General features: G+C 70.4%; 15 protein-coding genes. 5 read left to right on the plus strand and 10 right to left on the minus strand.

Going from position 1 to position 13,145, the window contains the following annotated elements; all coding sequences use genetic code 11:
- The first annotated feature begins 1 nt into the window (after position 1).
- Positions 2–535 (plus strand): hypothetical protein, encoded by a 534-nt coding sequence (locus OEB96_RS26660; protein ID WP_266219563.1) that lies wholly within the window; start codon positions 2–4, stop codon positions 533–535.
- A 51-nt stretch (positions 536–586) separates the two neighbouring features.
- Here OEB96_RS26660 and OEB96_RS26665 read toward each other — a convergent pair whose 3' ends face one another.
- The 6 genes from OEB96_RS26665 to OEB96_RS26690 all read right to left on the minus strand — a co-directional run bounded on the left by OEB96_RS26665 (position 587) and on the right by OEB96_RS26690 (position 4,923).
- A complete protein-coding gene (locus OEB96_RS26665; protein WP_266219564.1) occupies positions 587–1,063 on the minus strand; it encodes a hypothetical protein in 477 nt (158 codons plus the stop codon).
- A gap of 57 nt (positions 1,064–1,120) precedes the next feature.
- The gene (locus OEB96_RS26670) at positions 1,121–1,693 is read right to left on the minus strand and encodes a hypothetical protein (protein WP_266219565.1); all 573 of its coding nucleotides are present in this window, start codon (positions 1,691–1,693) and stop codon (positions 1,121–1,123) included.
- A gap of 96 nt (positions 1,694–1,789) precedes the next feature.
- Entirely contained in the window at positions 1,790–2,650 is an 861-nt protein-coding gene (locus tag OEB96_RS26675; protein ID WP_266219566.1) for a metallophosphoesterase, read from the minus strand.
- A gap of 66 nt (positions 2,651–2,716) precedes the next feature.
- Entirely contained in the window at positions 2,717–3,124 is a 408-nt protein-coding gene (locus OEB96_RS26680) for a hypothetical protein (RefSeq protein WP_266219567.1), read from the minus strand.
- Entirely contained in the window at positions 3,118–4,086 is a 969-nt protein-coding gene (locus OEB96_RS26685; protein ID WP_266219568.1) for a sulfotransferase family protein, read from the minus strand. Before OEB96_RS26685 ends, OEB96_RS26680 begins: the two co-directional genes overlap by 7 nt.
- A gap of 21 nt (positions 4,087–4,107) precedes the next feature.
- Positions 4,108–4,923: a hypothetical protein gene (locus OEB96_RS26690; RefSeq protein ID WP_266219569.1), complete on the minus strand. Its 816-nt coding sequence runs from the start codon at positions 4,921–4,923 to the stop codon at positions 4,108–4,110.
- Between the two features lie 220 nt (positions 4,924–5,143).
- Between OEB96_RS26690 and OEB96_RS26695 the strand changes: the two genes are divergently transcribed.
- Positions 5,144–5,902 carry a zf-TFIIB domain-containing protein gene (locus OEB96_RS26695; RefSeq protein WP_266219570.1) on the plus strand — a complete coding sequence of 253 codons (759 nt, stop codon included), beginning with the start codon at positions 5,144–5,146 and terminating at the stop codon, positions 5,900–5,902.
- 55 nt (positions 5,903–5,957) lie between these two features.
- Entirely contained in the window at positions 5,958–7,943 is a 1,986-nt protein-coding gene (locus OEB96_RS26700; RefSeq protein ID WP_266219571.1) for a hypothetical protein, read from the plus strand.
- A 62-nt stretch (positions 7,944–8,005) separates the two neighbouring features.
- On the opposite strand, the gene OEB96_RS26705 is transcribed toward OEB96_RS26700, so the two are convergent.
- Both OEB96_RS26705 and OEB96_RS26710 read right to left on the minus strand, forming a co-directional pair.
- Entirely contained in the window at positions 8,006–9,514 is a 1,509-nt protein-coding gene (locus OEB96_RS26705) for an MBL fold metallo-hydrolase (protein WP_266219572.1), read from the minus strand.
- 49 nt (positions 9,515–9,563) lie between these two features.
- The gene (locus OEB96_RS26710) at positions 9,564–9,956 is read right to left on the minus strand and encodes a hypothetical protein (protein ID WP_266219573.1); all 393 of its coding nucleotides are present in this window, start codon (positions 9,954–9,956) and stop codon (positions 9,564–9,566) included.
- Between the two features lie 182 nt (positions 9,957–10,138).
- Between OEB96_RS26710 and solA the strand changes: the two genes are divergently transcribed.
- Together solA and OEB96_RS26720 are read left to right on the plus strand one after the other, a co-directional pair.
- A complete protein-coding gene (gene solA, locus OEB96_RS26715; protein WP_266219574.1) occupies positions 10,139–11,296 on the plus strand; it encodes an N-methyl-L-tryptophan oxidase in 1,158 nt (385 codons plus the stop codon).
- Between the two features lie 71 nt (positions 11,297–11,367).
- Positions 11,368–11,976, plus strand: coding sequence for an NADPH-dependent FMN reductase (locus tag OEB96_RS26720; RefSeq protein ID WP_266219575.1), 609 nt, complete (start codon positions 11,368–11,370; stop codon positions 11,974–11,976).
- 35 nt (positions 11,977–12,011) lie between these two features.
- Here the strand turns inward: OEB96_RS26720 and OEB96_RS26725 are convergent, their stop codons facing one another.
- The gene (locus tag OEB96_RS26725; protein WP_266219576.1) at positions 12,012–12,878 is read right to left on the minus strand and encodes a dienelactone hydrolase family protein; all 867 of its coding nucleotides are present in this window, start codon (positions 12,876–12,878) and stop codon (positions 12,012–12,014) included.
- A 70-nt stretch (positions 12,879–12,948) separates the two neighbouring features.
- Positions 12,949–13,086 carry a hypothetical protein gene (locus OEB96_RS26730; protein WP_266219577.1) on the minus strand — a complete coding sequence of 46 codons (138 nt, stop codon included), beginning with the start codon at positions 13,084–13,086 and terminating at the stop codon, positions 12,949–12,951.
- Positions 13,087–13,145 lie beyond the last annotated feature (59 nt).

Here is a 13,145-nt window from a genome sequence, read left to right on the forward strand (position 1 = left end):
GATGCTAACATCGCTCACGGCGCGCAGATACGATCATGACGGAGCATGGCTCATGAGGAAGGCCATCATCGTTTCGACCCTCGCCACCTTCGCATCGGCCTGTGGCCCCCACGTGGACGACGAAGAACACCCTCCCGGCGAGCTCGTATACGAGGATTCATACGAAAGGCTCTACCGCCTCGACCGCCGAGTCGAGGTGATCTTCGACTACGAACGCGAGGATCGCCTCCAAGGGAAATGTGGCTTCTTGACCGATCGCGCGTACGATGATCTGGAACGCACGCTTGCGGTGCTCGATCCCAACGTCGACTACGGCTACGATCCCGAGATCCTCGAATGTGAGCACCCTGGAAAGCGGGTGTATATCGAGGGCTTCGACCACAGCCCATTCGATTGTGGCTTCGAATGTTGTCATCCAGACCTGCACTGGGCCGCCATCGTCTACAGCATGAGTCTCAACAATTTCTCGGGTATTACGGCCAACATCGACGGCGAGCCCTACGTCGCCATCGAGCCCGACCTACCGTGCCCATGAATGCCCCGCGCTCCACCACCGGTCGATCGCGCGGTGGAACCGCCGCTCCTCTCACTCGCACACCACGTCACAAACCTCCCACCCCCCCGGCACGCAATCGCCAATCACCCACCGCACCACCTCGGGCTCGTCCACCTTGCACACGAGCGCCTCCACCCTCTCGCACCTGGCCGGTGCACACCCGAACGGCACCACCAGGTCCGAGCACGAGTACACGCCATCCACATCCGTGGCCATCGTCTCGGCCCCGCTCACGGTCTCGCACTCCGGGTGCTCGCCGCACTCGTCACCCCCGAGCGCGGCGCAGTCGATCGGCATCCCGGTGTCGCTCCCATCCACGGCCGTCGTCCCCGACTCGGCGCTGCTCACCGTCCCCGCGCCGGTGGCCTCGCCGCTGCCCGGGCCGCTGCCTTCGCTGCCCGCTTCGCCGCTGCCCCCACTGCCGCTGCCCGCGTCGTCCCCCACCGAGGGCCCGCACCCTCCGAGCACGACCATCAACACGAACCCCGTCTTGTTGCCTGCACGCATCACGCGGCGAGCATATCGCACCTGCGTGATGCCGTGGTCGCGTGGGCTCGCAACCCGCTACCTCGGCGCGCACGCTGCGTCGAGGGCGGTGATCTGCTTGGCGCAGGGATCCTCCATCGACTCGAGCTCCTCGCACGTGAGCGCGGTGAGGCAGGTGTAGAAGTCGAGGTACGCCGTGCCACAGGCCTCGCCGTACTCCATGATGGCGTACTCGAGGTAGTACTGGCAGTAGGCCGCATAGAGATCGACGCACTCCTGCGGCAACGTGCCGTCGTAGTAGCACTCGTTGTACTGCTCGTTGAAGGCCACGCACAGCGGGTCGACCTCCCCCATGAGCGGCGGCAGCTCGCCCTCGCACACGAGGCCCTCGGTGGTCTCTTCCGATCCCTCCGTGGTGTCGGGATCGGTCGTCGCCATCGTCGTGCTGCCGGTGCCCGTGCCCTCCATGCTCGAGGCGGTGGTGGTGGGCATCCCGGTGCTGTCGTCCTCGGTGGTCGTGACGGGGCCGGTGGTGGTCGGAGTGCCGCTGGTCTCGCTCGAGGCGGTGTCGTCACCCGCGGGACAGCCCGCCATCAGCGGAGAGAGGGAGAGCAAGAACAGGAGGTTGGAGCTGCGATCTTCGGAGGCCATGGCGCCCGATCATACTCCGACGCACGCCGTGGGTCATCGCGACCATGTCGCCTTGGCCGGCCGTGCATTCGGGGCGCGAAAACGACATTCGGGCCTTCACCGGCCCGGATAGAGCGGCAGGATCTCCTGGCCCTCGCGAAGGTCGTGGACCGAGCGATACTCGCGGCTCAGGTCCAGCCGCAGGTAGGTCTTGTTGCGATCGTCGCACCCGAACGAGGTGGACACGCAGATCTGCTCGGCTCCGACCTTCTCGTAGCCATCGCGCACCACGTCGTGCCCAAAGACCACGAACCCACGCGGCTCGCCGTGCGCGACCTGGAGCAGCGCCCGGGCGTGCTCGGGCTCGGCGTAGCGGGACCAGAGCAGCAAGCCCAGCGTGCCCTGCTCGTACATCTCGTTGACACCCATCTCGTCGTAGCCGCCGTAGTCGAGCCGTTCGAAGTCTTCGAGGGTGGGCTCGGTGGCCCGGGGGGCACCGTGGGTGAACACGGCTCCGCACGGCGCCACGGCCAGCAGCGGGAAGCTACGAAACAGATCGTGGATCCGCGGCGCATGCTCGCCGAGGGCACGGTCGAGCACCCCGGCCTCGTCGGCGTGGAACTTGCTGACGATCGGCCCTCCGATGTGGGCGTGCTCGTGGTTGCCGAGCAGCGCCAGAGTATCGGCGTGCTCGATCCATTGCTCGTAGTCGAGCAGCAACTCCACGCCCTGGTCGCGGTAGAACGTGCCGAGGTAGTCGGGCCAGTTCGCCGGGTTCGCGTAGATCGGCCCGGGGCCGTGCACGAGATCGCCGCACAGCAGCAATATCGGGTCGTGCCCGGCCTCGGCCTCGCGCGCATGGATCTGCTTGAGCGCGACGTAGTCGACGTAGTTGCCCTGCAGGTCGGTGGAAACCAGCAGCACACCGTGGTCGGGCAAGTGGGCGACCTTGCGCCCCCACCATGGGCTCTTGGGCATTGGCCGACCAAGCTACCATCGCGTCGACCCATGGTCACCCCCCCGGGCCTCGGGCGCATGCGCGCCCTACCAGCCGTCGAGCACGCGCGCGACGTGGGCCGGATGGTCGGGTAGCTCGCCGCGCCGCGCCGCGGTGCGCACGAACAGCGCGACGACCAGCGGATGCTCGGCGGGATCGATGCGCTGCTCCTGCAGGAAGTGGCGTAGGGTGACGGCCAGGAATCGCAGGCCGCCGTCGTCGTGGTCGCTGGCGCGTTGCTCGAGGGCCCAAAGCGCGTCCACGACACGCAAGAGCCACTGCGGCTCGGCGCCCTCGGCCACCGCCCGAGGGCTCAGGGGGCCAGGAGGCAGGGGCGCGGGCAGCAGCGCGTGCAGCTCGGGAAAGTAGGCCAGCTTCGGCACCATGCGCAGCAGCAGCTCGACCTCGTCGGGGTTGCGCGGAGCCGGCGAGCCGGGGCCGAGCCGGGCTACCACGACGGCAGCTCCTCTTGTGGGTCGAGTGGGTCGAGTGGGTCGAGTGGGTCGAGTGGGTCGAGCGCGGCGGCCTCGGCGTCGTGCTCGTCCTCGCGCCGCCGCGCCCGCTGGCGCTGCCGCGCCCTCGAGATCGCACGCTGCTGCTCGGCGATGCGGGGGGCGAGCACGGTGTGGGCGGCATTGAGGGCGGTGAGCAGCTCGGCCCCCACGGGCTCGCTCGCGTGGATGGTGTGGTAGAGGCGATCGAACACCGCGACCACCTCGGGATCGAGCTCGGCCTCCTCGCGATCGTGGCCGGGCTCGTGCGTGGGCTCGCTCGCCCTCGCCATGGAAGGATCGACCCGCTGGGTGCGGTGCTCGGGCTTGACGGCATCGAGGGCCGCAGCGAGGGCCGTGGCAGGCTCGGGCAGGCCGAGCCACTCGAAGGTCCGCCGCAGCACGCCCTGGGGATCCTCGAGCAGGCCGTCGTAGGTCTGCAGGTGCACGGGGTAGCGACGGATCGCCACGTCGCGCAGCAGCATGTAGTTCTCGTTCCACCACTCGAGCGCAGGCGACAGCCGCGGCGGCGGCTTGCGATCGGGGTGCGTGGCGGCGAGGGCCTCGTCCTCCATGGCCCAAAGCCGCCGCAGCGAGCGAACGTACTCGCGCCAGGGGCGAAGGCTGGCGATCACGCGACCGATGTAGGCTCGATCGGTGCGCACGAGCCCGGGGATGAACACCTTGACCGCATGGGTGGCGACCTGCTCGGGAAAGAAGTAGGCGCCGCTTTGGGGGTGCGGGTTGGTGCGCCAGTAGATCCCGCTGCGAAGGATCGACTCGTAGAAGCCCTCGAGGTTGGCCTGGCGCAGCGTCTGCCCCCAGTTGCGAGGAAACGCCTCGCCGAACACGGGCAGCCCGGCCGCCGCGAGGATCTGCATCCACATCGACGTGCCCGAGCGCTTGGTCCCGGTGACGATGATCATCGCGCCACTACACCGCTAGCGCTAGAAGACGCACGGGATCGGCAGCACCGGCTGCATGAACGGCAGCGTACCCTCGAGGTAGGAGTACTCCTGCTCGGGCTGCAGCACCCAGTGCTCGGCGATCTGGGCCAGGGGCTCGCCCACGATGTCGGTGACCGGAGCGGCGCCCTGCGTCGTGTAGTGCACGAACAGGTCGTGGACCCACTGCTCGGGGTACTGCTTCAAGTGAGCACACACGCCGGGACCGACCCCGTTGTCGAGGGTCAGCAGCAAGATGTCGGGACGATCGGGGAGCTGGGTGATGGCCGCGACGTGCACGGGCGGACCGGGCGGGGTGTAGCAGTACTCCCAGCAGCGCTCGTTGCAATAGTCCTCGTAGCAATACTCGTAGCAGTACTCGTCACAGTGATAGTCGGCTCCGTTCCAGCGGCCCACCTCGGAGTAGTAGGTCCCGTAGGTGTAGTAGTACTGCTCCCCCTGGGGCGCGATCGCGGCGCTGAGGCGGAACTGCCGGGGGTCGACCGCGGTGGGAGGCGCGAGCGCCTCGGAGAAGGTGAGCGCGAGCGTGAGGTTGTCGGCGAAGCCGACCGCGATGAGCTGCGGTGGCCCGGGCACGTCGGGCGGCGGCGGTGGCTCGGTGGTGGGCGTGGTGGTGGGATCGACGGTCCCGTTGGTGGTGTCGGGTCCGGTGTCGGTGTCGGTCTCGCCCTCGGTCGGATCCGAGTCGTCCGCGCCCCCGTCTCCAAAGTCGTAGGCCCGGTCGACGCAGCCCGACAGCGCCAACGTGCCACCGGCCAGCGCTGCGTGCACGAGCCGACTGAACCTCGAGCCAAGCATGGGTCCAGACTTTCAGAACGACGCGGCGGGGTCAACCAAGCGACTCGAGGACGGTCTGGGACGGGTCCGCACGCCCTGCGGGCCCTCGTCGGAAACCGTGGTGCGTGGACTGCACCCGGCGCGCGCGGGGCTGCTACTCTGAGCAGGGATGGCTGGGGCCGCACCACGTATCTTCCACTGCCCGTCGTGCGGCGGGCCCTGCGGGAACGCTCGATCCCGCGTGTGCGAGTTCTGCGAGGGACCGCTGCTACCCATGGGCACGCCGGATCCGCGGCACTCGGTGCGGTGCTCGGCCTGCTCGGCGCTGGTGAGCGCGGGGGCGTCGTTCTGTCCGCAGTGCGGTGATCCGCTGGCGCAGCAGCAGGCGGCGACGGCCGAGCACGAGTGCCCGGGGTGCCAGGCCGAGGGCAACCGCTCGATGATGGTCACCTGGAGGCTGATGCCCACGCCGCAGCGGCTCGAGGGGCATGCGGTGCACGGGTGTCGGCGCTGCGGCGGAGTGTGGGTGGATCGCGAGACCTTCGACGTGATGGTGCAGTCGGCGGTCGATCAGGGCGTGGGCGATGGGCGCTCGGTGGGGGTGCATCGCCGCGAGCTGACGATGCAGGGCAAGGTGACCTATCGCGCGTGCCCGGGGTGCGGTCACACGATGAACCGCCGCAACTTCGCGCGGATCTCGGGGGTGATCGTCGACGAGTGTCGCAACCACGGCACGTTCTTCGATGCAGGGGAGCTCGAGGACGTGCTCGGGTTCGTGCGCAGCGGGGGGCTGCTGTTGGCGCGAAGGCGCGAGACGGAGGCGCTCGAGCGCGAGCGCCAGCGCGCGACCACCCCCCAGCCCACCACCACCGGCTCGCTGCTCAGCACGCCGGTCGACCCGATGTCGGGCATGACGAACCAGGTGCTGTTGGCCGAGGTCGACCTCGGGGTGGCCTTCGTGCGCTGGGCGGGACGGTGGATCCGCAACATGTTCCGCTAGCCGCAGCTCTTGGCGGTTGCTCGACCCGGCACGACCCGCGTAGGGTTCGCTCGACATGCTCGCCCGATCGCTGCGCCCCCTGCTGATCCTTTCGCTGTCCACTGCCCTGCTCGCCGCGGGCTGCAACGAGCCGTCGGAGGGCAAGGCGCCTGCGGCTGGCGAGGCCAAGGCCGACGGCTCGGCCGAGGCCACGCCCGGGGGTGAGACCAAGACGGCCGAGACCACCCCGACGCCGACCGGAGTCACGACGACCACCGCTCCGGCCGACAAGGGTTCGCTGGCGGCTGCGGTCGCCGAGATGGCGGAGGTCGAGGTCGAGTATGCAGCGGAGCTCGACCCGCTGCTCGATCTGGTGCCGGCGGGATCGCGTGCGTTCATGGTGGTGCGGGACATGGGAGGGCTGCTGGCCATGGCCGACGCGGCGATGAACCCGCTCGACACCACCCTGCGGACGTTTGCCAGCGGGATCGGCGGGGATGCGAGCAAGGACGTGGCCCTGGCGCTCGAGGGCTACCGCTCGCTGACGACGAGCCTGCGCGGCCCGAGCTTCGATGCGAGCAAGGGCGTGGTGGTGGCCGACCTCGAGGGCGAGGGCGTGGTGATCTACGGCACCAGCACCCCCGACGCGCTGCCCACCTTGCTGCGAGCCCTCGGTGCCTCGGGCGACGACATGCCCGACGAGTGCAAGGCGGTCGACGGTGTCGCGGGCTATGCGGTGTGCGCCAAGGATGCGGTGGTGCTGGGCAAGTACGCGCCCGGCAAGGGAGCGTCCGGGCTGCGGGGCTCGCTGGCGACGCGGCTGGGCGTGGAGGACATCGACCACGCCAACGTGCTCGCCCACGTGGCCAAGGACGACGACCCCAAGGAGCAGGTGACCTTTGCGGTGGCCACCACGCCGGGGCTCTTGCACTTCACGGTGGGGGTGGCCAGTGCGCCCGAGGAGCTGGCGCGCGCGCTGGGCAAGGGCTCGAGCCCGGCGCTGGGCCTGGCCGCGCCCGGCAGCGGCTTTTGGTGGCTCAAGCTCGACCCCTCGATGATCGCCGAGCAGGCCAAGAGCGCGCCGTTCCCCGTGCGCAACGTTCTGGGCACGCTCACCGGCGAGGTGATGATGGGTACGCTGCCCGAGTCGGGGGCGCTGGTGGTGCTGGTGGGGGTGACCGACCCGGCGCCCGCCGGCGGGCTGGTGGCGCTGGCCGGGATGCAGGCCGCTGCGCTGCCCAAGGAGCTGCCCGACGGCACCAAGCTCGACATCCAGACGCAGAGCCTGGACCTCGGCGGCAAGACCACGCAGGTGCTGCACGCCACGGTCACGCCGACGGCGGAGCGCGCCAAGGAATTCAGCACGCTGGGGCTGACGCCCGAGGCCTGGCTGGTGGCGGCGGGCGGCTACGTGGCGGTGGTGTTCGGCGGCGGCGAGGAGGTCGCCAAGACGGTGGCCAATTACACGGGCAGCGGCATGATGCCCGACGGGGTGCGAGCGCTGCCCAAGCCGCTGGCCCAGGGCCTGGTGGACGGCCAGGTGTCGATGGCCATGCACGTGCCGCTCGATGGCCTGCAGAGTCCGGTGGTGGCCTCGTCGATCGACCAGATCGCCGAGCAGATTCCCGCCGGCGACTTGCCTGCGGGGATCGACGCCCATCAGATGATGCGCTCGGCCTTCGGCATGATCTCCTCGATGAGCGGGCTGTCGATGTGGATGGGGCCGCCCAAGGACGGCCTGGTGTTCCACCTGGCGGTCTCGACGTTCGGCGATCCCCGGACCGAGGAGGGCAAGGCCGCCCTGGAGGCGGTGGCGGCGGTGCAGGGCGGGGCCGATCCCGCGGCCACCTACGGGGCGCTGGCCGAGCGCTTCAAGGGCTCCGATCACGCCTTTGCCTACGAGGCCCGCGCGGGCAAGAACAACGCCGGCGTGTTGATGTCGGTGGCCACGCTGGGCGTGCTGGCCGCGGTGGCGGTCCCGGCCGTGGTGAAGTACCGCGATCGCTCGAAGCTGGCCGGGGCCATGGCCGCGGAACCGCCGGTGCTCGAGCTGCCGGAGTGATCGAGCGGCGGCGGTTCGGCGGACCAGCATCGGTCACCTGCGCGCGCCGGTCCAGGGCTTGGTCACGATTGCTCGGACGAACCAAGACCTTCGCGGGGCGATCGCGCCCGGATCCGCGGAGCCCCGGGCGGTACGTCGGCGAGCAGCCGGCGGTAGAGCACCGCGGCGGCCTCGGGTCGGCGCAGCGGATGGGCAAGGGTCCACAGCAGATTCGGCGAGACCCACAGCCGCTGCGGATCGTGGTTCCACGTCCGCATGCGTCCCACGTAGCACAGCGCCGAGGGGCTCAGCTCCCCATCGATCAGCGCGAGCAGATCGCTGGCCCAGAGCTCCAGCCCCGACATGAAGGCCTCGATGGGATCGGCGGCGTGGTGCACGACGAAGCCACAGCCGCCGGGGTGGTAGCGCAGGACCACGGGCTCGCTCCCGTTGCGCAGCGACAGGGCCAGCGCGGGCAGTCGCCCCTCCACGGGACCGGTCGGCAGCGAGCACAGGCTGCGGAACACGGCCGAGCCGTGGAGGTGGCGAGCGAGGTCGCGCAGCTCGTGCTGCAGGCGCTCGAGCGCGGTCGCGCAGAGCGTGCGGCGTCCACAGGCGGGCGCGTAGTCGGACAGCCGGGCATGGTCGCCACGAAACTCGCGGGCGGGCCACTGCGCGCGGGGCAGCGCCGCGATGAAGTCGCCGCGCGGTCGCTCGGCCACGAGCCGGCCCTCGCGCATCACGAACGCCTGACCGGGCGCGGGGGCGAAGAAGCGCCCGCGGGGGCATCGGTCCGCGAGGTCGGCGGCGATCCGCTCGCACGACAGGGGAAACGCGTGGTGATCGAGCCACGCCCGCTCGCCCCCGAAGCTCCAGCCGCCCCCGACCACCAGCCCGGCCACGGGTGTGCCCCAGGCACGCTCCAGCGCGTCATGGCGTCGTGCCACCACGCCGAGCATCGCGTCCTGCTCGGTCTGCACGCTCGCGTCATCCGCGTCGGGGTCCGCGGGCAGCAGCGGGGTCGCGCGCTGGAAGGCGTCGCTGGTGACGTTGTTGGCGTGGGCCCAGATCCCCGCGCGTGCCGCCAGCCGGGGCAGCCGGGCCAGCATGGCGGGGCTGGGCCGCACGTCGACCGAGGACAGCAGGCTCCCGTGGCCCGCCGCGTCGCGAACCAGGAACGGAACCACGTCCCACTCGTCGCCGTTGCGCCCGTCTCTGTGATCGGCGACGAACGTGTGGAAGTGAAGGTCGCCGATCGCCAGCTCGGCCTCGGGCTGCAGCGGCTCTCCGCCAGAGCCCAGCTCGCGCAGCAGCGCATGCGCGGCGTCGGACGAGCGCGCGCTCAGGTGAATGGGGATCGCCCGGTCCAGGCACGCGAGGCTGGGCACGTCGAAGTGATCATCGTGCTCATGGGTGATCACCACCGCATCGACCGGCGGGAACGCCTCGATGTCGATGCGGCGCGGAGGATGGAGCACCCCGCAAAGGCCCCTGTGGCCAAAGCCGTCGCCGAGCAGCGGATCGATCAGCACCCGGGTCGAGTCGGTCTCGACCATGAAGCCCTGGTGCCCAAGGAAGGTGATCTGGAGCATCGCGGGACCGGCCGAGCATGGACCCGCGCCTGCGCTCCACGCAATGTGGTCACGTGACGATGAACGCGGCGGTGCCCTCGATCTCCTGGGCGTCGTACCGCAGGCCCGGGCCCAGGGGTGGGCCCGCGATGGTCCCGCGCACGACCGACCGGATCGCCAGCGCCTTGACGTGAGCCTGGGCCCAGCCCAGCAGGCGGATGGGCGGCAGCACCAGCGACAGGATGGTGGAGTCGCCGTCGGCCACCACCTCGAGCGCCACGGTGACGATGGTGCCGAGGCGAGTGGTCTCGATGGTGATCTCGTCCCCGATGAACTGCCGCTGCCCTAGGCTCAGCAGCGGCTGCCCGCCAAAGCTCGTCTCGCTGAACGACAGCTCCTGGTCGCGGTAGGTGAACCGAAACGCGTTGGCCAGGGTGGGGGCAGGACGGGTGGTGCCGTGCATGGGGACGGCCTAGCAAGCCCGTAGGCCGCAGCCACCGAGCAGCGTCCCAAGAATCGGCCTGCGGCATGGGCGCGACGCCGTCGGGGAACGAGGGACGGAGCGGCCGAGCGCCGCGCGGGGCCAAGCAGGGCCGCGGAGCCGAGGGTTGGCCGGGTCCGGCCGAACGTGAGAGACCATCGGTCGTGGGCAGGGCCCCGAGCATCATCGTCGTGGGCGGTGGCACGATGGGCCTGGCCAGCGCCTGGGCGCTGGCGCGGCGCGGCGCGGCGGTGACGGTGCTCGAGCGCTTCGGCCACGTGCACGATCGCGGCAGCCACAGCGGCCACACCCGCGTGACCCGGCAGGCCTACCACGAGGGCTCGTCGTACGTGCCTCTGATCCAGCAGGCCGACCGCGAGTGGCTGGCGCTGGGGCAGCGCGCGGGTCGGGAGCTGCTGGCTCGTGTGGGGCTCTTGCTGTTCGGTCCCCCCGATGACCACGAGCTGCTCGCCGCGCTCGAGACCTGCCGCGCGTGCGAGCTTCCGTACGAGCGGCTCGTTGGCGCACAGGCTCGCGCTCGCTGGCCGTTCACCATGCCCGACGACTGGCTCGCCTGCTTCGACCCCTCGGGCGGCTACCTGCGGGTGGGCCCCTGCCTCGACGCTTTGGCCCGCGAGGCTCGCGACGCGGGGGCGCGGATCCACCATGGGGTCGCAGTGGCGGGCCTCGAGCACGGGCCGACGCTGGCGGTGCGCCTGGCCGACGGCTCGCGCCTCACCGCCGATCGGTTGGTGGTGGCCGCGGGGGCGTGGCTGCCCTCGCTCTGCCCCGCCCTCCTGCCCGGTCGTCTGGTGCGGCAGCGCCGGATCCTGGCCTGGACCACCCCGGCACCCGAGCACGTGGCGGCGCTGTCGACCATCCCGGTGTGGGGCGCGTTCCTGCCCGACGGATTCTTCTACGGCTTCCCCCACGGAAGCGAGGGCGTCACGGGGCTCAAGCTCGCCGTGCACACCTCGAAGCAGCAGCCCTGGCTGCAGACGCCGGTGGATCCGGACGCGGTCGACCGCGAGGCGCACCCCGCCGATCTCGACCCGCTCGCCCGGGTGCTGGCCGAGCATCTGCCGATCGGCGTGGGGCCGTTCACCACCACCCACGCGTGCCTCTACACCAATTCGCCGAGCATGAGCTTCGTGATCGACCGACTGCCCGGCGATCCGCGGGTGATCGTGGCGGGCGCATTCTCGGGCCATGGCTTCAAGTTCGCGCCCGCCATTGGCCTTCACGTGGCCGGGCTGCTGCTCGACGAGGACTCGCCGCTGCCCGGGCTGAGCGTGCGCTCGCACGAGCAAGGCCCGAGCTGAGCCCGGCCTGCACGCGAGCGACTCCCAGCCACGCCGGAGGCCACACGTGCCTGCGCTATGATGCGAGCCGGATGTCCACCAAGGTCCTCATCGTCAAGGGATCGACCGCGCACAAGAGCAGGCTCGACTCGCTTGCCGACATTGCCCGCGAGGCGGCGGAGCAGACCGGGGGAGACATCCGCATGTGGGATCTTCAGGACTCGCCGCTGCCGGTGATGTCGCTGACCGACCCGCGCCAGCGCCGGCTGCCCGAGGTGATGCAGGTGCGCGAGGCTGCCGCCGAGGCCGACGGCTTCATCATCCTCACGCCCGAGTACCACGGCAACATGAGCGGGGCGCTCAAGAACTGGTTCGACTTCCTCTACCTCGAGCTCGCCGGCAAGTTCGCCGGGGTGCTCGCGGTCACGGGCGGAGGCGGGGGCGACATGTCGATCACCGCCGTCAAGAACAGCTTCAACTGGTGCCACGGGTTCACGCTGCCGTTCCACGCCGCCGCGCGCCCCGAGGACTTCGACGGCACCGTGCTGGTCAACGAAAAGGTGATCGAGCGCGTGCGCCGGGTGGGCTCGGACGTGGTTCGCTACGCGCCGCTCATCCGCCGCACCTTCGAAGCCGCCCGCGCCGACGGTGCCGACTGGCGCACCGGGGTGGCGGGCATGCATGCGACCAAGACGGACTAGATCCTACCGGTGATCGGCCACGTCGATCCCCGAGGTCAGCGCATGAGCGCTTGCTCGAAGGCATCGAGGGTGCTCGCGCGTGCCTCGTCGCGCGCGCGGACCTCGGCGTCGTTGTCGGGATCGCCGTCGAAGCCGTGGTCGGCGCCCTCGTGGATGGTGAGGGTCAGCGGGTTGTCGACCGCACGGGCCTGCGCAGTGGAGTCCACCTGGTGGAAGAGCCCGGGGCAGTCCTCGACCAGCGAGTCCTTGCTGGCATGCTCGATGGTGGTGAGCACGGCGGGGAAATAGTCGTCCGCGAGCCCCTGCAGCTCGCAGCCGGGGTAGTAGGACACGGCCCGGACGAAGCGCTCCCGCTGCTCGGCCGGGGTGAGCTGCGACATGCCGGAGACCCCGTCGAGCCCCTCGTGCATGGTCATCAGGGTCACCGAGCCGCCGTTGGAGAAGCCGAGCAAGGCCACGCGCTCGCAATCGACGAACGGCTGCTCGCACAGGAAGCGCAGCGCGCCGTAGGCGTCGTAGGTGCGCATGATCATCCGCTCGAGCTCGTCGACGTCGCGCGGGTGGTCGTCCCACTCGAAGTAGCCGCGCGAGTAGAAGCTGCTGGGCAGCATCACCACGTGGCCGCGCGGGCTGAGCATGGCCGCCCAGTCGGCATACTGCGGCGAGACCTCGAGCAGCTCGTCGTCGCGATCGGGGGTGGAGAACAGCCCGCCGGAGCCGTGCAGGATGACCACCGCGGGCATCGGCTCGGGCGGGGGCAACGACTCGGGACCGACGAGCACGCCGAGCAGCGACTCGCCGCGATCGTTGTCGAATTCGACCAGATCGACCGGCGCATCGAGGAACACGCCGTTGGAGGGCTCGAGCTCCACGCCCTTGGGCTCGAACTTGCAGCCGGTCATGCCGGTCATGGTGACGATCGAGAGGCCCAGCAACCACGCGGCGGTGGAGCGGGCGCGGCGAGTCGCGGGCTCAAACACAGAAGTACCCCACGCAGAAGATGTTACACCGCTCGCCGCGGTTGCACGGGCCGCCGAAGCTCCTGACGTGACGTTGGCCGCCGTTGTCGGGGCAATGGGGTGCATCACCGCCGTCCTCGGTCATGCTCACGACTCTCACTCGGGCCGCACATCGGGGTGTCGGCGCGGTGTTCGTCGAGACCATGGGGT

The organism is Paraliomyxa miuraensis, assembly GCF_026337845.1.
In the GTDB taxonomy this organism is placed as follows: Bacteria; Myxococcota_A; Polyangia; order Nannocystales; family Nannocystaceae; genus Paraliomyxa; species Paraliomyxa miuraensis.